This is a genomic window from Pseudomonas sp. lyk4-R2A-10 (assembly GCF_030209075.1).
GTDB lineage: Bacteria > Pseudomonadota > Gammaproteobacteria > Pseudomonadales > Pseudomonadaceae > Aquipseudomonas > Aquipseudomonas glycinae.
The window spans coordinates 758384-778324 of sequence record NZ_JARVSR010000011.1 but is presented as its reverse complement, the minus strand read 5'-3'; the positions used below and the strand labels follow the sequence as shown (position 1 = coordinate 778324).

At 60.5% G+C, this 19941-nt stretch carries 17 protein-coding genes; 7 read left to right on the top strand and 10 right to left on the bottom strand.

Translation table 11 applies throughout. The features are described 5' to 3' along the window. Positions 1–239 precede the first annotated feature (239 nt). Positions 240–4151 carry an ATP-dependent RNA helicase HrpA gene (gene hrpA / locus QRN46_RS20810; protein ID WP_285356917.1) on the bottom strand — a complete coding sequence of 1304 codons (3912 nt, stop codon included), beginning with the start codon at positions 4149–4151 and terminating at the stop codon, positions 240–242. Between the two features lie 181 nt (positions 4152–4332). Next, positions 4333–6054 carry a bifunctional isocitrate dehydrogenase kinase/phosphatase gene (gene aceK, locus QRN46_RS20805; protein WP_221615191.1) on the bottom strand — a complete coding sequence of 574 codons (1722 nt, stop codon included), beginning with the start codon at positions 6052–6054 and terminating at the stop codon, positions 4333–4335. Positions 6055–6471: 417 nt separating this feature from the next. Here aceK and QRN46_RS20800 point away from each other — a divergent pair, with 417 nt between their 5' ends. Next, positions 6472–8097, top strand: a complete 1626-nt coding sequence (locus QRN46_RS20800) for a methyl-accepting chemotaxis protein (RefSeq protein ID WP_201819553.1) — start codon at positions 6472–6474, stop codon at positions 8095–8097. A gap of 84 nt (positions 8098–8181) precedes the next feature. Next, on the top strand, positions 8182–9090 hold the full coding sequence (locus tag QRN46_RS20795; protein ID WP_011332947.1) for a DMT family transporter: 909 nt from the start codon (positions 8182–8184) through the stop codon (positions 9088–9090). A 56-nt stretch (positions 9091–9146) separates the two neighbouring features. Here the strand turns inward: QRN46_RS20795 and QRN46_RS20790 are convergent, their stop codons facing one another. Beyond that, positions 9147–10010, bottom strand: coding sequence for a DMT family transporter (locus QRN46_RS20790; RefSeq protein ID WP_201819554.1), 864 nt, complete (start codon positions 10008–10010; stop codon positions 9147–9149). Positions 10011–10462: 452 nt separating this feature from the next. On the opposite strand from QRN46_RS20790, the gene QRN46_RS20785 reads away from it, so the two are divergent. Together QRN46_RS20785 and QRN46_RS20780 are read left to right on the top strand one after the other, a co-directional pair. Then, positions 10463–10996: a hypothetical protein gene (locus QRN46_RS20785; RefSeq protein ID WP_011332945.1), complete on the top strand. Its 534-nt coding sequence runs from the start codon at positions 10463–10465 to the stop codon at positions 10994–10996. 48 nt (positions 10997–11044) lie between these two features. Further along, the gene (locus QRN46_RS20780; RefSeq protein WP_146615304.1) at positions 11045–11224 is read left to right on the top strand and encodes a hypothetical protein; all 180 of its coding nucleotides are present in this window, start codon (positions 11045–11047) and stop codon (positions 11222–11224) included. Positions 11225–11268: 44 nt separating this feature from the next. On the opposite strand, the gene QRN46_RS20775 is transcribed toward QRN46_RS20780, so the two are convergent. Next, a complete protein-coding gene (locus tag QRN46_RS20775) occupies positions 11269–12207 on the bottom strand; it encodes an aspartyl/asparaginyl beta-hydroxylase domain-containing protein (RefSeq protein WP_011332944.1) in 939 nt (312 codons plus the stop codon). Between the two features lie 187 nt (positions 12208–12394). Then, the gene (cysK, locus tag QRN46_RS20770; protein ID WP_011332943.1) at positions 12395–13369 is read right to left on the bottom strand and encodes a cysteine synthase A; all 975 of its coding nucleotides are present in this window, start codon (positions 13367–13369) and stop codon (positions 12395–12397) included. A 128-nt stretch (positions 13370–13497) separates the two neighbouring features. On the opposite strand from cysK, the gene QRN46_RS20765 reads away from it, so the two are divergent. Further along, complete coding sequence (locus QRN46_RS20765) at positions 13498–14574, top strand: DUF748 domain-containing protein (RefSeq protein WP_285356910.1); 1077 nt, start codon at positions 13498–13500, stop codon at positions 14572–14574. On the opposite strand, the gene QRN46_RS20760 is transcribed toward QRN46_RS20765, so the two are convergent. Further along, a complete protein-coding gene (locus QRN46_RS20760; protein WP_041475170.1) occupies positions 14571–15071 on the bottom strand; it encodes a helix-turn-helix domain-containing protein in 501 nt (166 codons plus the stop codon). The genes QRN46_RS20765 and QRN46_RS20760 overlap by 4 nt on opposite strands. Beyond that, entirely contained in the window at positions 15059–15289 is a 231-nt protein-coding gene (locus tag QRN46_RS20755; RefSeq protein WP_201819556.1) for a DUF4160 domain-containing protein, read from the bottom strand. The genes QRN46_RS20760 and QRN46_RS20755 overlap by 13 nt, the downstream gene beginning before the upstream one ends. Positions 15290–15490: 201 nt before the next feature. On the opposite strand from QRN46_RS20755, the gene QRN46_RS20750 reads away from it, so the two are divergent. Together QRN46_RS20750 and QRN46_RS20745 are read left to right on the top strand one after the other, a co-directional pair. Continuing rightward, positions 15491–16336 carry an AAA family ATPase gene (locus QRN46_RS20750; RefSeq protein ID WP_007911294.1) on the top strand — a complete coding sequence of 282 codons (846 nt, stop codon included), beginning with the start codon at positions 15491–15493 and terminating at the stop codon, positions 16334–16336. Positions 16337–16348: 12 nt separating this feature from the next. Beyond that, positions 16349–17527 (top strand): vWA domain-containing protein, encoded by a 1179-nt coding sequence (locus QRN46_RS20745; RefSeq protein ID WP_007956512.1) that lies wholly within the window; start codon positions 16349–16351, stop codon positions 17525–17527. Between the two features lie 36 nt (positions 17528–17563). Here QRN46_RS20745 and QRN46_RS20740 read toward each other — a convergent pair whose 3' ends face one another. Genes QRN46_RS20740 through QRN46_RS20730 form a run of 3 tightly spaced genes read right to left on the bottom strand, consistent with a single transcriptional unit; the run spans position 17564 to position 19928 of the window. Then, positions 17564–18478 carry a 5-oxoprolinase subunit C family protein gene (locus QRN46_RS20740; protein ID WP_011332939.1) on the bottom strand — a complete coding sequence of 305 codons (915 nt, stop codon included), beginning with the start codon at positions 18476–18478 and terminating at the stop codon, positions 17564–17566. After that, the gene (locus tag QRN46_RS20735; RefSeq protein WP_011332938.1) at positions 18475–19179 is read right to left on the bottom strand and encodes a 5-oxoprolinase subunit B family protein; all 705 of its coding nucleotides are present in this window, start codon (positions 19177–19179) and stop codon (positions 18475–18477) included. Before QRN46_RS20735 ends, QRN46_RS20740 begins: the two co-directional genes overlap by 4 nt. After that, positions 19176–19928, bottom strand: coding sequence for a 5-oxoprolinase subunit PxpA (locus tag QRN46_RS20730; protein WP_011332937.1), 753 nt, complete (start codon positions 19926–19928; stop codon positions 19176–19178). Before QRN46_RS20730 ends, QRN46_RS20735 begins: the two co-directional genes overlap by 4 nt. Positions 19929–19941 lie beyond the last annotated feature (13 nt).

The window sequence follows — 19941 nt, the reverse complement described above, 5'->3', positions numbered from 1 at the left end:
AGAAAGTGCTGGCACCGACGTGCCAACACGCAAAGGGTCCATTCCCGTATCAAGGGACGCAAAAACCAGGCATCGCTTTATTCCGCTGCGCGGCCCGGCAAAGGCTCTGGGACGCGAAAACGGCATTTATGGTGGCGAAGTTTGCCATAAACCCAAGGTTTTGGCCCCATTCTCAAGTACAACGCCTGACCAATGTGGGAGCGCGCTTGCTCCCACAAGGGGAATTTCGTCCCCCATGGTCATGCCTCGACCTGCGTCCATTGTTTGTTCAGGCGCTTGTCGGAGATCGGCACTTTCGTGCCCAACTGCTGGGCGAACAGCGAAACCCGATACTCCTCCAGCCACCAGCGATACAGCTCGAGCTGCGGATCGCGTTTGCCTTCCTGAGCATGTTTGGCGGCGCGGGTCTGGTATTGCGTCCAAAGGCCGGCAAGTTCGCCGCTCCAGACCCGATCCTTCTGCACCTGCGCGCCCAGCTTCTCGAAACGCTGCTCGACCGCTTTCAGATAGCGCGATAACTCCTTGAGCCAGAGCATCGGCGTTTCGCGGACGAAGCCCGGATACACCAGATGGCTGAGCTGCTGCTTGATGTCGTTGAGCGCCACGGCCTGAGCCAGATCGATCTTGCCCTTGAAGCGTTTTTGCAGACCGTGCCAGAGCTTGAGGATTTCCAGCGTCAGGCGTGCCACGCGCTCGGCGTGCTCGGTCCAGCTGCCGCGCTTGCGCTCGGCCAGTGCCGCCAGCCCTGCGCCGTCACGCGGCAACGGGTCTTCGCCGTCGAGAATGCAGCTGTCGAGGCTGGCCAGCAGAATGTCTTCCACCAACGCATCGACGCGGCCCAGTTCGCGGTACAGCAGGCCCATTTCGGTCAGGCCCGGCAACTTGCCGCGCAGGAACTTGGCCGGTTCGGCCAGTTGCTGCATCAGCAGGCGTTGCAAGGCGCGGCGGTGCTGAAATTCGGCCTCGGCCGGTGTCGAGAAACGACCTTCCTTGACCGTGCCGCCCTCTTCCACCAGCGCCGGATAGACCGTCATCGACAGCCCGGCGATCTTCTGCTGAGTCTTTTCCGCCACCGGCGCGAAGACCTTGGCCTCCACCGGTTGCTGGCTCTTCGCACTTTGCGGCACGGCCAACGCGGCCTGGCTGGCTTCGGCGAAACGTGCGGTCAGCTCGGCCAGATCCCGGCCTTCGCCGAGGAACTTGCCCTGGCCGTCGACGATTTCCAGGTTCATCCGCAGGTGGCTTTCAACCTGCTGCGCCGCTTCGGCCCAGGCTTCATCGCTGACCCGCGCGCCGGTCATGCGCAGCAGTTCGCGGCCCAGCGCTTGCGGCAACGAACCTTCGGCAAACGTCATGCGTTGCAGCGCGGCCTTGATGAAGTCCGGCACCGGCACGAAGTTCTTGCGCAGGGCCTTGGGCAGGTTGCGCACCAGCGCAATGCATTTGGCTTCGATCAGCCCCGGCACCAGCCACTCCAGGCGCTCCGGCGGCAGCATCGGCAACAGCGGCGCCGGCACTCGCAGGGTCACACCGTCGCGCGGGTGATTCGGTTCGAAGTGATAACTCAGGGCCAGTTCCAGATCGCCGATGTGCAGCGTGTCCGGGTAATGCTGCGCGGTGACTTCGCTGGCTTCGCGGGCCAGCACGTCTTCCTCGCGCATGATCAGCAGTTGCGGATCTTTCTGGCTGTTGACCCTATACCAACTATCGAACGTCGCCGTCTGGTGAATCTCCGCCGGCAGTCGCGCGTCGTAGAACGCGTAGAGCGTTTCTTCGTCGGCCAGAATGTCCCGGCGACGGGCCTTGGCTTCCAGTTCGTCGAGCTGTTCGAGCAATTGCTTGTTGGCGGTCAGGCACTTGGCCCGAGACTGAATCTCGCCCCGCACCAGACCTTCGCGGATGAACAGCTCCCGCGAAACCACAGGATCCACCGGGCCGTAGTGCACCGGTCGGCGACCGACCACGATCAGACCGAACAGGGTGATCTGCTCGAACGCCACGACCTGGCCGCGCTTCTTCTCCCAGTGCGGTTCGAAGTGGTTCTTCTTGATCAAGTGCCCGGCCAGCGGCTCGATCCAGTCGGCGTCGATCTTCGCCACCATCCGCGCGTAAAGCTTGGTGGTTTCCACCAGTTCGGCGGTCATCACCCACTGCGGGCGCTTCTTGCCGATGCCCGAAGACGGGTGAATCCAGAACCGCCGCTGACGGGCGCCAAGGTAATCGCCGTCCTCGGTTTTCTGGCCGATCTGACTGAGCAAGCCGACCAGCACCGCTTTGTGCAGCTTCGGATAATCCGCTGGCTCTTTGTTCAGGCTCAGCTGCAAGTCGCGACAGATCAGGCTCAACTGACGGTGGGAATCACGCCACTCGCGCAGACGCAGATAGTTAAGGAAATTCTTGCGGCACCAGTTGCGCAGCGGGCTTGCCGTCAGCGCCTGGCGCTGCTCTTCAAAACCGCGCCACAGATTGACCAGCCCGGCGAAGTCGGAGTCAGCGTCCTTCCATTGGGCGTGAGCCTGGTCAGCGGCTTGCTGACGCTCCGGCGGACGCTCGCGCGGGTCCTGAATCGACATGGCGCTGGCGACGATCAGCACTTCCTGCAGGCTGCCGAGCTTCGCCGCTTCCAGCAGCATGCGGCCCATGCGCGGATCCACCGGCAGGCGCGCCAACTGGCGGCCGAGCGGGGTCAGCTGACTGTTGCGATCCACTGCCGAGAGTTCTTGCAGCAGGTTGAAACCGTCGCTGATCGCCTTGCCGTCCGGCGGCTCGATGAACGGGAAATCGGTGATCTCGCCGAGGCGCAGATGGAGCATCTGCAAAATCACCGCCGCGAGGTTGGTACGCAGGATTTCCGGATCGGTAAATTCCGGGCGACCGAGGAAATCCTCCTCGCTGTACAAGCGCACGCAGATACCCGGCTCGACCCGACCGCAGCGACCTTTACGCTGGTTGGCGCTGGCCTGGGAAATCGCTTCGATCGGCAACCGCTGGACCTTGGCGCGGTAGCTGTAGCGACTGATGCGCGCGGTGCCGCTGTCGATCACGTAACGGATGCCCGGCACGGTCAGCGAGGTTTCGGCGACGTTGGTTGCCAGCACCACGCGACGGCCCGGATGCGACTGGAAAATCCGCTGCTGTTCAGCCGGCGACAGGCGCGCGTACAACGGCAGGATTTCGGTGTGTTTGAGCTGGGCCTTGCGCAGCATGTCGGCGGCGTCGCGGATCTCACGCTCGCCCGGCAGGAACACCAGCACGTCACCAGGACTGCGCCGTTCGCTGCGCTCATAGGCGGCGATTTCGTCGAGGGTGGCGAGGATCGCCTGATCCACGGTCAGGTCGTCTTCGACACGGTTGCCCTCTTCGTCCTGCTCAAGCGTCAGCGGGCGATACCAGGTTTCCACCGGGAAGGTACGGCCGGAAACCTCGACAATCGGCGCGTCATCGAAATGCTTGGAGAAACGCTCCAGATCGATGGTCGCCGACGTGATGATGACTTTCAGGTCCGGACGACGCGGCAGCAGGGTTTTCAGGTAACCGAGCAGGAAGTCGATGTTGAGGCTGCGTTCGTGGGCTTCGTCGACGATGATCGTGTCGTAGCGCTCGAGGTACCGGTCGTTCTGGGTTTCCGCCAGCAGGATGCCGTCGGTCATCAGTTTGATCAGCGTATTGGAATCGCTCTGATCCTCGAATCGAACCTGATAGCCGACCAGTGCACCCAGCGGCGTGCCGAGTTCTTCGGCAACCCGACTGGCCACGCTGCGCGCGGCAATTCGCCGAGGCTGGGTGTGGCCGATCAGACCATGCTGGCCGCGACCGATCTCCAGACAGATTTTCGGCAACTGGGTGGTTTTACCCGATCCGGTTTCGCCCGCGATGATCAGCACCTGGTGCTTTTCCAGGGCCTTCATGATTTCGTCACGCTTGGCCGCAATCGGCAGGCTGTCGTCGTAACGGATCACTGGCAGGCTGGCCTTGCGCGCCAGCACCTGATCGCAGGAAGCCTGCATGCGCGCCACCCACTGGGCCAGCTTGGCCTCGTCGGGTTTCTTGCGCAGCTCAAGCAACTGCCGCCGCAGCCGGTGGCGGTCGGCGAGCATGGCGTGATCGAGGTTTTTCAGCAGTTTGTCGATGGAGGGCGATTCGTCGGTCATCGGGTACGCAATTCGGTCGTCTAGTGGCGCAAGGACGCGATTGTCGCAGATTTACGCCTGACTGTGATCGTTCCCATGCTCTGCGTGGGAATGCAGCCAAGGACGCTCCGCGTCCCAAAAGCGGACGCGGAGCGTCCGGTGAGGCATTCCCACGCAGAGCATGGGAACGATCATTAACGGGTTATTCGTTATCTAGGCCCTTGCGCCGATACGGGAAAACATCAATCACTTTCCCCGCCCGAATCGCCTCCTGTAATCCCTTCCAGTAATCAGCGTTGTACAACTCGCCATGCAACTGATCGAACAATTTGCGCTGCGCCGAATCGGCAAACAGGAACGGCGGAAACTCCTCGGGGAACACATCCAGCGGACCGATCGAGTACCAAGGCTCGGAGGCCATTTCGTCCTCCGGCGTGCGCGGTGCCGGGATGTGGCGGAAGTTGGCTTCGGTGAGGAAACAGATCTCGTCGTAGTCGTAGAACACCACCCGGCCATGGCGGGTGACGCCGAAGTTCTTCAGCAGCATGTCGCCGGGGAAGATGTTGGCCGCCGCCAGTTGCTTGATCGCCAGCCCGTAATCCTCCAGCGCTTCGCGCACCTGGGCTTCGTTGGCGTTATCCAGATACAGGTTGAGCGGGGTCATCCGGCGCTCGGTCCAGCAGTGGCGGATCAGCACGGTTTCGCCTTCCAGCGACACCGTGGACGGCGCGACTTCCAGCAGTTCCGCCAGGCAGGCTGGCTCGAATTTGCTCAACGGAAAACGGAAGTCGGCGAATTCCTGGGTATCGGCCATACGTCCGACCCGGTCGACGCTTTTTACCAGTCGATACTTCTCGATCACCGTGGCGCGGTCGACGTTTTTCGACGGCGAGAACCGGTCCTTGATGATCTTGAATACGGTGTTGAAACCCGGCAGCGTGAACACGCTCATGACCATGCCGCGCACGCCCGGGGCCATGATGAACTGGTCGTCGGTGCTGGCCAGATGGTTGATCAGCGCGCGATAGAACTCGGATTTGCCGTGCTTGTAGAAGCCGATCGAGGTGTACAGCTCGGCAATGTGCTTGCCCGGCAGGATGCGCTTGAGGAAGCCGATAAACTCCGCTGGCACCGGCACATCCACCATGAAATACGAACGGGTGAAGGAGAAGATGATCGACACCTCCGCTTCGTCGGTGATCAACGCGTCGATCTGAATCCCCCGCCCTTCGCGGTGCAGCAATGGAATCACCAGCGGCCATTGATCGTCGTTGGTGTAGATGCGCCCGACCAGGTATGCGCCCTTGTTACGGTAGAGCACCGAGGAAAACAGCTCGACACTCAACTCCGGATCCTTGCACACCCAGTCCGGCAGGTTCTCGCGCAGTTGCGCTTCCAGGCGTTGCAAGTCGCCGGGCAAATCGGCGTAGGCCTCGCTGAAGCGATAATCGGCAAAGATGCTCGCGAGCATGCTCGAGATCTGTCCATGGGGCTTGTAGGTGCGGGTCTGTGCGGCCCGCGCTCGGCGCAGGCTCGGGCGCGTGGTGTGGATGAACATGCAGCCGTCGCTGATCAGGTCGTGGCTGAACAGGCTGCAGAAAATCGAGTTGTACCAGGTCTCGGACAGTTCATCGTCGAAGCGCAGGTCGATGATGCTGATGTAGGCACTTTTCACCAGCGGCCAGCAGGTGACATCCATCAAGGTGTCCGGCTCGAAATACTCGCGCAGGCGGGCGACGGTTTCACCGACCTTTTCTTCGTAGAGGTTGATCCGGGCCGCCGACGCGGTTTGCGTGTCCTGCCAGCGGGCCTGCTCGAAGCGCTCCCGGGCGCCGTCGGTGATCCGCCGGAAATGCTCGCGGTAATCGTCAAACCCATCGAGGATCAGGCGGGCGATGTCGGTGGCTGGCCATTGCTGCGGCATAGATGAGACCTCTGCGGGAATTGGAGAATCTGTGCTCGAAGGCCTGAGCTTAGCCACGGAAGCGGCTGCAGGAGAAGCGCAATTTCGGCCAAATCCTCTTGCGGGTTGTACAACGACACAGTTTTTATCAAAGTTTTTTTAATCGACCGTTCGGTCAATAAACATCCCCTCAGGTGCTCCCCAGCGCCGGGCGCCAGCCCGCGATTTCTCTGGGTTTCGGATCCAATTCAACGGCGACATCTCTAGCTTGCACTTTTGCCCGGCTTGTTCATTCCTGTCCATTCCATCTGCCAATAGCCAATGACTGGTCTTACCAAGATAGTGGCACTTTGATATACAGCCCGCCATCACCCGCCTCACAACAAGATCCTCGGCTCACGAGGACGACCTCTCCCCAAATGCCCAAGGAGCACATTGATGACTATCCGGAATCTGCGCATCGGTTTGCGCGCCAGTTTGTGTTTTGCCGTTCTGGCCAGTCTGCTGGTGGTGGTCGGCCTGTTCGGTCTGGGCCAGATGAAAACCCTGCGCGAGAGCGCGGCGGTGATCGAGGAAGCATGGATGCCCAGCATCGAAAGCATCCATGACACAGCGGCGAACATCGCCAGCATCCGTCTCGAATCCCTGCGCCTGATCACCAGCACCCAGGCTGCCGTGCGCGAACGCAGCAAAGGCCTTCTCACGGTGCAACGCCAGGAGTTGCTCAAGCGCCTCGACGATCACAAAGCCCTGATCGCCAACGATCAGGAACAGGCGATGCTGGAAGGACTGAGCGCGGACACCGCCAAGTACCTGAGCATCCTTGACCAGATCATCAAACAGATCGACGCCGGACAAAACGATCAGGCCTACGCGCGCCTGACCAATGAACTGGCGCCCCAGGGCACGGTGCTCGACAAAACGCTGGAGCAAATGATCACGCTCAACCAACAAGGCGCGGATACCGCCGCCAAGTCCGCGGCGGCGATGTACCAGCAGGCGCTGTGGATCGTCGCGATGATCATCGTCATTGCGCTGATCGCCACGTTGCTGCTGGCCTGGTTGCTGACCCGCAGCATCACCGCGCCGATCAATCAGGCGCTGAACGTGGCACGACGGATTGCTTCGGGAGACCTCAGCGGTCGCATCGACAGCAACGGCAAGGATGAAGCGGCGCAGTTGCTGATCGCTCTGGCCGAGATGCAGAGCAATCTGCGCTCGACCATTCGCGGCATCAGCGAGTCGGCCCAGCAACTGGCCTCCGCCGCCGAGGAAATGAGTTCGGTGATGGAACAGAGCACCCGCGGCCTGCAACAGCAGAATGACCAGATCGAACAGGCTGCCACGGCGGTCACCGAGATGAGCACGGCGGTCGATGAGGTGGCCGCCAATGCGGTGTCCAGTGCCGAAGCCTCCGAAGCCTCGAACGAGGACAGCAAGCACGGGCATGTGCAGGTCAGCGAGACCATCAGTTCGATTCAGGAATTGGTCAGCGCAGTGCTGGGTGCGTCCGAACAGGCCGAGGGCCTGGCGACTCAGGCCCAGGACATCAGCAAGGTACTGGAGGTGATTCGCGGCATCGCCGGGCAGACCAACCTGCTGGCACTCAACGCCGCCATTGAAGCGGCGCGGGCCGGCGAGGCCGGACGAGGGTTTGCGGTGGTCGCCGATGAAGTCCGCTCGCTGGCCCAGCGCACGCAGAACTCCACCGAAGAAATCGAGCTGATGATCAGCAGCATTCAGCAAGGCACCAGCGCCACCGTCGGCGCTTTGCAATCCAGCGCCGAGCAGGCCAGCCACACCCTGCGCCGGGCCAACAGCGCCGGCCAGGCCCTGGAGAAAATCACCGCGTCGATCTCGCAGATCAACCAGCGCAACCTGGTGATCGCCAGCGCCGCCGAGCAGCAGGCGCTGGTGGCGCGGGAAGTCGATCAGAATCTGGTGACCATCCGCGACCTGTCGACCCAGACCGCTGCCGGCGCCACCCAGACGTCTGCCGCCAGCCAGGAACTGTCGCGACTGGCCGTAGACCTCAACGGGCTGGTGACGCGCTTCGTGATCTGATCAGAAAATTAAATGCCCGATTAACGGTTGCCATCGCCGGGGCCCTCGGCAACACTCTCGTCCCGATCAAGGAAGGAGTGGCCCGTGAGCCCTGTCGATATATTCCGCATGTTGTCGCTGGCCGCCATCTGGGGCGCGAGCTTCCTGTTCATGCGCATCATCGCTCCGGCGATCGGTACGATTCCGACCGGTTTCTTCCGCGTTTCGATTGCCGCTGTCGGCCTGCTGGTGATCCTCGGGCTGATGCGCATCAGCTGGGATTTCAAAGGCAAGCTCAAGACCGTGATGCTGCTGGGCGTGATCAACTCCGGCGTGCCGGCGACGCTGTACTCCGTCGCCGCCCAGGTGCTGCCCGCCGGTTATTCGGCGATCTTCAATGCCACCACACCATTGATGGGTGTGTTGATCGGCGGTTTGTTTTTCAGTGAAAAACTCACGCTGGCCAAACTCGCCGGGGTGTTCCTCGGTCTGCTCGGGGTGGGCGTGCTGACTCGCGCCGGCCCGGTCGCCTTCGATCTGCAGCTGCTGATGGGTGCGGTTGCCTGTCTGCTCGCAACCACATGCTACGGCTTCGCCGGGTTCCTCGCCCGACGCTGGCTGGATCAGGCCGGCGGGCTCGACAGCCGTCTGTCGGCGCTGGGCAGCATGCTCGGAGCAACCCTGTTTCTGTTGCCGCTGTTCGGTTACAGCGTCATCACTGCGCCGCCGGTGAGCTGGGGCGGCTGGAGTGTCTGGTTGTCGCTGCTGGGCCTAGGGCTGGGCTGCACCGCGTTTGCCTACATCATTTACTTCCGCCTGCTGAGCTCCATCGGGCCGGTGAAGTCGATGACCGTGACCTTTATGATTCCGCCGTTCGGCGTGTTGTGGGGGGCGCTGTTTCTCGATGAGCCGCTGTCGATGGCCCACGTGTATGGCGGGGTGTTGATCGCCATTGCGCTGTGGCTGGTGTTGAAACCGGCGGCGGTGAAACCGGCAGAAATCGCCACTCGCTGATTTGCAGATGCACGAAGGCCCGGGAGTTTCCTCCCGGGCCTTTTCATGCGCGGCGGTTACGCCGATTTACGGAACACGAACACCAGACCGACGATGATCAACAGCATCCCCAGCACGCTCAACGCCGCCAGGCGATTGCCGAAGATCAGGTAGTCCATCACCGCCGTCACGGCCGGCACCAGATAGAACAGACTGGTGACATTTACCAGATTGCCCCGCGCGATCAGTCGATACAGCAGCAACGTCGCCAGCACGGAAACCACCAGCCCCATCCACAACACCGGCACGATGAAACCGGCGCTGTGCTCGAAGTTAAACGGCTGGAACGGCACGAAAATCCCGCACAGCAGCAGACCGGCCAGATACTGCACCGGCAGCGTGCCGAGGGGATTGTCGGTGATGCGTTTCTGCATGATCGAGCCGAAGGTCATGCTCGCCAGCGCCAGCAGCCCGAACAGCATCCCCGCCAGCGACATCCCGGCCAGACCGATGCCCTGGTAAACCACCATGATCAGACCGGCCAATCCCAACGCCAGACCAAACATCCGGCTCGCCGAGCGCTGCCGCTCCATGATCACCACCGTGAGGATCGGCTGCACGCCCATGATGGTCGCCATCACTCCGGGCGTGACTTTCAGATCCAGCGCCAGCAGATAGAAGATCTGATAAGCCCCCAACAGCACCACGCCGGTGGCCATCGCATACAGCATCGGCTTGCCGCCCTTGGGCAGTTTCAGCTTGAGCAACGGCACCAGCAGCACCAGCCCGCACAGGGCAATGACAAAACGGATCAGCAAAAAGGCAAAGGGCGAAGCGTGGGCCAGCCCCCACTTGGAGAAGATCGCCCCGCTGCTCCACAGTAGAACGAACAGGCTCGTGGACGCCGCCGCGAGCGCGGACTTTTTCGAAAGGACAAACATGAATACCACCTGTAGTCAGGCAAATAGCCAACTCAGCCGAAGCTGAAATTCAGTAGGTTTTTTTTCAGGCGGGCACAGGGGTCAGCAGGAAACGCTGATCAGCCCGAAACACCAACGCCCGGCGGTGATACGACTGCGCACACCGGCGTGCTACTGACAGGTGGAGGGTAATGACTGATCTGCACAGGCTGCTGATTCCCGCACGGCACGACGCCAGCGTTGACCGCTGAATCGACTACCGCGTTGATGAGGGATGCAGGCATCTGGGCTGATCTTTTTTGAAGGGTTGAAAGGTGAGTCGTGGGACTCACGAGCGCCGACTATAACCAGCCCGCGACATGGATTGCAATGAATTGGACAAAGGGCCAGTAGCGACAGGCAGGAGGCAGGCGCATAGGCTCGTTTGCAATTGCAACGACCATTGATGGGGGACATGGAATGCGCGAGATCATATGCCAAGGGAACGTAATCATCTGCGGTATCAGTTGTACAAATCGCAAGCCAGGAAGTACGCGGGCATCACCTTCGCAAAGCTGCAGGAAGACCTGAAGCAAAAAGGGATCGTAGATGTCGATCACTCCAGAGTTCGTTTCGAAGCTATCGACGCTTTGGCACTGAATGCCTATGAACAATGGCTGGACCCTTATTTCTCCTGGCAGGAAGTTGTCAGGTGGAAGGCCAGAGAACCACTGGGATTCGATTTAGCAATCTGGTTTGATCATGAGCTATGCGGACTTTGCTTTGCGAATCCGAACCAGAGCCGATTGAGAGTAAAAATCGTGCGCCTGGAAGGAAAGCCGGGAAACGATCACCCGCTCAAGAGCCGAATCGCAACATTTGCATTGACCGCCGTGACGCACTTCGCGCGAATCGTAGGCAGCAAGCAAATCGAAATTCAGGAGCCTGTTCCCGGAGTAATACCGCTTTATCGGCAACTGGGGTTTGAGTTGGACTCGGAAGGTCGTCTTGTGAAGCCCATTGACTAAGTCTAGTATCGGATCACTGTTCATTAAATGATCAACGCCGGAGACGCCATGAAAGCTGTTGCTGAGAACAAAGCGCCAGGCGCCAAATTGACCAGGGCCAAAGGAAAGCGCTCTGCTGGAGAATTATCTGAAAAGGAGTTACTCCGAATCAGAGAGGCATTGGCTAATCCAGCAGCGGAGGAGCCGGGAGGTGTTCTCGCCGGCGCATCCTTTACCTTCCCCGCATAAAAAACCGCTCAAAAGAGCGGTTTTTTATGCTTTTAAATCCAGCCTCAACCAAATAGCCAATACCCCAGCAACGTCAACACCACCACCGCCAGCACCGGCCGCATTACGCGGTAGGCCTTCGGATTGCGGCGTTTCCACTGTTTGACCGCACCACTGAACTTGTCGCTGAAGTTCTTGCTCCACGCATAAGCCTGGTTGATCCCGCCAACACGTTCGTCGTCGAGGTTCTGCGGTGCCGTGGCACGGCCCAGCCAGGCGCTGATGAAGCGGTTGATGCGGGTCATCAGGCGGTTGCTCAACGGCCGCTCGATGTCGCAGAACAGGATGACGCGGGTTTGTTCGGTTTCGTTTTTAACCCAGTGCACGTAGGTCTCGTCGAACATCACGTCTTCACCGTCGCGCCAGGCGTAGACCTGACCGTCGACAAAAATCCGGCAGTCGTCGGAGTTCGGCGTCGAAAGGCCCAGGTGATAACGTAGGGAACCGGCGAACGGATCGCGGTGCGGGTTCAAATGACTGCCACCCGGCAACAGCGCGAACATCGCGCCTTTGACGTTGGGAATGGCACTGACCAACGCCACGGTTTTCGGGCACAGAGTTTCGGCCGAAGGCAGCGGTTTGTCGTACCACTTGAGGTAGAAACGCTTCCAGCCTTTCTTGAAGAACGAGCCGAAACCGGCGTCGTTGTTTTTCTCGGCGGCGCGAATATAACCCTCGTCGAACAGGTGCATGGCTTCGTCACGAATGGTTTCCCAGTTATCGCGCAGAACGTCCAGTTCCGGAAACTTGCTGCGATCCAGATACGGCTTGGACGGCACGCCCGAGAACAGGTACATCAAGGCGTTATACGGGGCGAACAGCGCCGAGTGGTTGACGAACTGCCGCAGCACCGGCAAACGCGCCTTGCCGCGCAAATGCACGTAGAGGATGCTGCCCACAAACAGCAGCAACACCGACACCTTGGCGGCTAACGAAAAGGTCATCAACAACTCCTTGAAATAAGACAACGCCACGCCATGTCATTTGCCCGAGATGGCGGCCGGCCATGATAAACACTACCGGCTCCGGGAAAAACCCGCCCGACTCAAGATTCAGTGTTAAGAATTGCGCAACAAAGCACTTATTAACATAACGATCCTGAACCCTGGCTGACCTGAATCAACACGCCACTTACTGCTGGTTCTCCTGATCGGTGAACAGATCACTGAACAGCATGCTCGACAGATAACGCTCACCGGAGTCGGGCAGCACCACCACAATGGTCTTGCCCTGCATTTCCGGCGTCTCCGCCAGACGCACCGCCACCGACATGGCCGCACCGCAGGAAATACCGCACAGGATCCCTTCCTCCTGCATCAGGCGCAGGGCCATGGCTTTGGACTCGTCATCCGTCACCAACTCGACCCGGTCAACCATCGACAGATCAAGGTTCTTCGGCACGAACCCGGCACCGATGCCCTGAATCTTGTGCGGGCTCGGCTTGATTTCTTGACCTGCCAGCGCCTGGGTAATCACCGGCGAAGACACCGGTTCCACCGCCACCGACAGAATCGGTTTGCCTGCCGTATTCTTGATATACCGCGACACGCCGGTGATGGTTCCGCCGGTCCCGACGCCCGCCACCAGCACATCGATGGCGCCATCGGTGTCATTCCAGATTTCCGGGCCGGTGGTCTTTTCATGAATGGCTGGGTTGGCCGGATTATCGAACTGGGCCGGCATGAAGTATTTGCCCGCGTCACTGGCTACGATTTCGTTGGCCTTTTCGATAGCGCCTTTCATGCCTTTGGCTGGTTCGGTCAGCACCAGCTCGGCACCCAGCGCCTTGAGCACCTTGCGCCGCTCGATGCTCATCGAGGCCGGCATGGTCAGCAGCAATTTGTAACCGCGAGCGGCCGCCACGAAGGCCAGACCGATGCCGGTGTTGCCGGAGGTCGGCTCGACGATGGTCATGCCCGGCTTGAGTTTGCCGCTGCTTTCGGCGTCCCAGATCATGTTGGCGCCAATCCGGCACTTGACCGAGTAGCCCGGGTTGCGACCCTCGATCTTGGCCAGAATGGTCACGCCACGGGGCGCAATGCGGTTGATCTGCACCAGCGGCGTGTTGCCGATGGAATGGGCGTTGTCAGCAAAAATACGGCTCATGGCTGGGTCCTTGTGCAGCGTTGAATTCAGCTCTCCAAGGTAAGCCTGTTGCCTTTTTCAGTCCAGTTCGGTCGAACGTCTGCGGCAGGCGGCAGTCAACCGCCTTATACCGTTCGGGATCTATTGCCATGAAGCGTCGCTACCGCTGGCCATTGTGGACTATTGCCACTGCCGTTGTTCTGCTGATCGCCCTGCACATCGCCCTGCCCTATCTGGTGCACGACTATCTGAATGACAAACTGGCCAACATGGGCGATTACCGCGGCCAGATCACCGACGTGGACCTAGCGCTCTGGCGCGGGGCCTACAAGATCAATGGCCTGAAAATCGTCAAGGCCGACGGCAAGGTGCCGGTGCCATTCGTCGATGCGCCGGCTATCGACCTGTCTGTCAGTTGGCACTCGCTTTGGTACGACCATGCTGTTGTGGCACAGGTGAAATTCTTTAAACCTCAGGTGAACTTCGTCGATGGTGGTGCCAACAAGCAGAACTCCCAGACCGGTCAGGGCACCGACTGGCGTGAGCAACTGGGCAAACTGTTGCCTATCACGCTCGACGAAGTGCAGATCAGCGATGGGCGGATCAGCTTTCGCAACTTCAACTCCAAACCACCGGTAAACATGAATGCAACCAACGTCGACGCCAGCATTTACAACCTGACCAACGTGGTCGACAAGGAGGGCAAACGCGACGCTCGCTTCGAAGGCAAGGCTCTGCTGCTGGGGCATGCCCCGCTGGAAACCACAGCCACCTTCGACCCCTTGAGCAATTTCGAAGACTTCGAATTTCGCCTGCGGGCCCGCGACATTGAACTCAAGCGCATGAACGACTTCGCCTCGGCCTACGGCAAATTCGACTTCAACGCCGGCCGCGGCGACGTGGTCATCGAAGCCGCCGCCAACAAGGGCCAGCTCAAGGGCTACATCAAACCGCTGCTGCGCGACGTCGACGTCTTCAACTGGCACCAGGATGTCGAGAACAAGAACAAGGGGATCTTCCGCTCGATCTGGGAAGCGCTGGTCGGGGGCACCGAAACCGTGCTGAAAAACCAGGGCAAAAACCAGTTTGCCACCCGGGTCGAACTCAGCGGCAGCGTGCACCAGCAAGATATCAACGCGTTCGAAGCGTTTTTGCAGATTTTGCGCAATGGGTTCATCCAGGCCTTCAATGCCCGGTATGAACGGCCGAAGCCGGATGCGGGCTAAGTTTTTCGGTTGACGATGTAGTGCCCGGTATCCTCTGCCGCGATCAGTGCAGGCTTCTCCTGCAACGAATCCCAACCCAGACAGGCCAGGGCCAATGATCGCGGCACCGCTTCCCGACCATTACTGTAGCGACTGATGCTGCGGGCGCTGACACCCAACGCTTCGGCCGCCTCATTCAACGGTAGACCGGTGCGAGCGCGCCAATCCATGAAAATCCGTGTGTTTTCGTCGGGCGCATTTTGCGCGAGCGCGTCCCGGTACAAGGTATCGGCACCAATCTGGATATCCGGCTCCAGCCACTCCACGCTCCAGCCGTCGTCACCCAACTCAGCGCTTGCGAACACTTCAGCGTCCAGTAGCGGAGCGAGCCCAGGATAGGTTTGCAGATCGCGGCTCAAATCCAGGTTCAGCCGTTGGCCATCAATAAAGGTCAGCGACAGGCAAGCATCGCCAGCAGCCTGCACTGCGGCCAATCGTGGCCGCTTCATGGGTAACATCGTTTCCAGTCCTCCAGCAATTGCGTCTGATGGGCCGAAACCCACGCCAACGCTTCCTTGATGATCAGTGGCGGTGCCTTGCCCATCATGACCTCGACGGTTTCCAGGCTAAGCATCACATCCATTCCACCACCGGTCAGGTGAACATGGGGTGGCGGGTGATCCTTCTCGCGCAACTGAATGCGGTATTTTTCGCGAAATCGGTATTTGGTAGTCATGCCCGAAGGCTATCGCCAAATCGGCGATACCTGAAATACTGGCCTCGTGCCGAAACTGAGTCAACATGTGACGCCCCATTCAGAGACTGAATAAGCCGTCTGCGTTCACAGTCGACCGGGCCGCGCGTTATAGTCGGGCATCCGATTATTTCGCCCCCGCCCTGCCCGTTCAGGTCGGCGTTACCGTTCGAGGATTAGCAGATGAAGTTCGAAGGCACCCAGGCCTACGTCGCCACCGATGACCTGAAGCTGGCGGTCAACGCCGCCATCACTCTGGAGCGGCCGCTGCTGGTCAAGGGCGAACCGGGCACCGGCAAGACCATGCTCGCCGAGCAACTGGCCGAATCGTTCGGCGCCAAGCTGATCACCTGGCACATCAAGTCCACCACCAAGGCCCATCAAGGCCTGTACGAGTACGATGCGGTCAGCCGTCTGCGCGACTCGCAACTGGGCAATGAAAAAGTCCACGACGTGCGCAACTACCTGAAGAAGGGCAAGCTCTGGGAAGCGTTCGAGTCCGAAGAGCGGGTCATTCTGCTGATCGACGAAATCGACAAGGCCGACATCGAGTTTCCCAACGACCTGCTGCAAGAACTCGACAAGATGGAGTTCTACGTTTACGAGATCGACGAGACCATCAAGGCCAAAAAGCGTCCGATCATCATCATTACTTCCAACAACGAGAAAGAGCTGCCGGACGCCTTCCTGCGCCGCTGCTTCTTCCACTACATCGCCTTCCCCGACCGCACCACCCTGCAGAAGATCGTCGATGTTCACTACCCGGACATCAAGAAAGACCTGGTCAGCGAAGCGCTGGACGTGTTCTTCGACGTGCGCAAGGTGCCGGGCCTGAAGAAGAAGCCTTCGACCTCCGAACTGGTGGACTGGCTGAAACTGCTGATGGCCGACAACATCGGCGAAGCAGTGCTGCGCGAACGCGATCCGACCAAAGCCATCCCGCCGCTGGCCGGTGCACTGGTGAAGAACGAACAGGACGTGCAACTGCTTGAGCGCCTGGCGTTCATGAGCCGTCGCGGCACCCGCTAAGAGGCTGACGCCATGTTGCTCAACCTGTTCAATGAAATGCGTGCAGCCAAGGTACCGGTGTCGGTGCGCGAGCTGCTCGACCTGATCAACGCGCTGAAACAGCGCGTGACCTTCGCCGACATGGACGAGTTCTACTACTTGTCCCGGGCGATTCTGGTGAAGGACGAACGGCATTTCGACAAGTTCGACCGTGCGTTCGGCGCCTACTTCAACGGCCTGGAAAAACTCGACGACCACTTGCAGGCGCTGATCCCCGAAGACTGGCTGCGCAAGGAATTCGAGCGCTCGCTGACCGACGAGGAACGCGCGCAGATCCAGTCCCTCGGCGGCCTGGACAAGCTGATCGAGGAGTTCAAGAAACGCCTGGAAGAACAGAAGGAACGCCACGCCGGCGGCAACAAATGGATCGGCACCGGCGGCACCAGCCCGTTCGGCTCCGGCGGTTTCAACCCGGAAGGCATTCGGGTCGGCGATGCCGGCAAACGCCAGGGCAAAGCGGTGAAAGTCTGGGATCAGCGCGAGTACAAAAACCTCGACGACTCCGTGGAACTGGGCACCCGCAACATCAAGGTCGCCCTGCGCCGCCTGCGCAAATTCGCGCGTCAGGGCGCGGCGGAAGAGCTGGACATCGACGGCACCATCGACCATACCGCCAAGGACGCCGGACTGCTGAACATCCAGATGCGCCCGGAACGGCGCAACACGGTGAAGCTGTTGCTGCTGTTCGACATCGGCGGCTCGATGGACGCCCACGTGAAGATCTGCGAGGAACTGTTCTCGGCCTGCAAGACCGAGTTCAAGCATCTGGAGTACTTCTATTTCCACAACTTCATTTATGAGTCGGTGTGGAAGAACAACATGCGCCGCACCTCCGAGCGCACCTCGACCCAGGACCTGCTGCACAAGTACGGCGCCGACTACAAAGTGATCTTCATCGGTGACGCCGCCATGGCGCCTTATGAAATCACCCAGGCCGGTGGCAGCGTCGAGCACTGGAACGAAGAGCCGGGTTACGTGTGGATGCAGCGCTTCATGGAGAAGTACAAGAAGCTCATCTGGATCAATCCGTACCCGAAAGATACGTGGGGCTACACCTCGTCGACCAACATCGTGCGGGATTTGATCGAGGATCAGATGTATCCGCTGACGTTGCGCGGGCTGGAAGAAGGGATGCGGTTTCTGTCCAAGTAATCCGCAACGGCTCCCCCGCCAGCGGCGGGGGAACAATCAAAAGCGCTTCAGATATTCGATGTGTTCCCGGTGTGCCACTTCCTGCACCACCGGGCGCAACCTGACCTTCGCCCCCGGCAGATACTGTGCCAGGCGGGCCAACGCCAACGGTGTCAACGCTCCCAATCGCGGATAGCCGCCAATGGTCTGCCGATCATTGAGCAACACGATCGGCTGCCCGTCCGGCGGCACCTGCACCGCGCCCAGCGGAATGCCCTCGGAAATCATCGGTTTGCCCTGATACTGCAACGCCGTGCCCAACAGACGAATACCCATGCGATCGGCGCGACTGTCCAGCGTCCAGGCACGGTTGAAGGCATCGAACAGACTCTGCCCGCTGAACTGACCGATCTGCGCGCCGAGCACCAGATCGAGCGGCGCGTCGAGGCGCAGATCCGGTCGATGCTCCGCCGGCACCTCGCGCACCAGTAAGGTTTCGCCCTGATAACTCAGCGAAGCGCCCTTGGCCAGCGGCAGGCCAAAACCATCGAGCCCGCCGAGTTCTTCGCGCACTACCGTGGCACTGCTGCCCAACACTGGCGGCGCGCTGAAACCGCCAGGCGCAGCCAGATAGGCCCGAGCCCCCAGCAACGGCTGGGTGAACGTCAAGGTCTGCCCTTTACGCAGTTTGAAACTGCGCCACGGCGCTAACGCCTCACCGTCGATCTGCGCGCCAAGATCGGCACCCGCCAATGCCAGCAAGCAATCTTCTTCAGCCACCACCGTGAACCCGCCGAGGGTAATTTCGATCACCGGCAAGTCCAGGCCATTGCCCAGCAGCCAGTTGGCCCAGGCCATCGACCGCCAGTCCGCCGCGCCACCCTGGGTCACGCCCAGATGCCGTACGCCAAACCGGCCGGCATCCTGCAACAGGCACAGCGGCGTACTCGCTTCAATCGTCAGTCGGCTCATGCGAGGGCCTCCAGAGGCGTGTCGTCACCGCCGAGGCGGATGAATTCGGCATGGCTTACCGCTTCGAAACGTACGGTATCGCCGGGTTGCATGAGGCTGTAGCCATCGCGTTCACGGTCGAACAACTTTGCCGGCGTGCGACCGATCAGGTTCCAGCCACCGGGGGACACCACCGGATACGCCGCTGTCTGACGCTCGGCGATGCCGACACTGCCGGCGGCGACTTTCTTGCGTGGGGTATTCAGACGCGGCGCCGCGAGGACTTCTTCCACCAGGCCCATGAAGGCAAACCCCGGTGCGAATCCGAGCGCGAACACCTGATATTCACGGGCACTGTGGCGGCGGATCACCTCCTCTACTGCCAAGCCGCTGCGTTGAGACAGCAAACTCAATTCCGGTCCGACGCTCAGGTCGTACCACACCGGCAGCACATGGCACTGGCCGCCGATACGCGCATTCGGCGACAGGTCGATCAGCGCTTCGGCGATCAACTCCCGCGCCTGATTCGGGCTCAACGCGGTCAGATCGTAATGCACCATCAACGTGGTGTACGACGGCACCAGATCGATCAGATGTGCGCCGAACAACGCGCGCAACCGCTCGCTGGCGGCGAGCATCCACGGCATGTTGGCTTCGGCGATTTCATCGAACAAGCGCAGCATCAGGCAATCCAGCGCCACCACTTCCACCCGCGGATTCATGGCGCGCTCTGCTCGTTCAAGGCCTGACGAATGCGCTGCACGGCCGCCACTGAGCTGGCGTTGTCACCGTGCACGCACAAAGTGTTGGCTTGCAGGTGCAGCGCGCTGCCGTCGCTGGCGGTGAGGTTGTCGCCACGGGCGATGGTCAGCGCTTGCCCGATGATGGTTTCGCAATCGTGGTGCACCGCGCCCGGCAGTTGTCGCGAGACCAGTCGGCCGGCGCTGTCGTAGGCGCGGTCGGCGAAGGCTTCGAACCACAGCGTCACGCCGTATTCGTCGCCGAGTTGCTGGGCTGCCGTGTTGTCGCGGGTGGCCATCAGCATCAACGGCAAGCTGCGATCGTAAGCCACGACGGCCTGAATCACCGCGCGCAACTGCGCCGGGTTGGCCATCATGTCGTTGTACATCGCGCCGTGGGGTTTGACGTAACTGACTTTGCCACCCTGGGCACGGCAAATGCCGTCGAGAGCGCCGATCTGGTAATGCAGGATGTCCTGCAGTTCCTGGGCCGTGTAGGCCATGGAACGTCGGCCGAACCCCACCAGATCCTGATAGGCCGGATGCGCGCCGATCTTCACGCCGTGGCTCAACGCCAGGCTGACGGTCTTGCGCATGATGCTCGGGTCGCCGGCGTGGAAACCGCAGGCAATGTTGGCGCAGTCGATGAAGGGCATGACTTCCGCGTCCAGACCCATGGTCCAGCTGCCGAAGCTCTCGCCGATGTCACAGTTCAATAGCAGGCGGCTCATGGTGAACACTCCT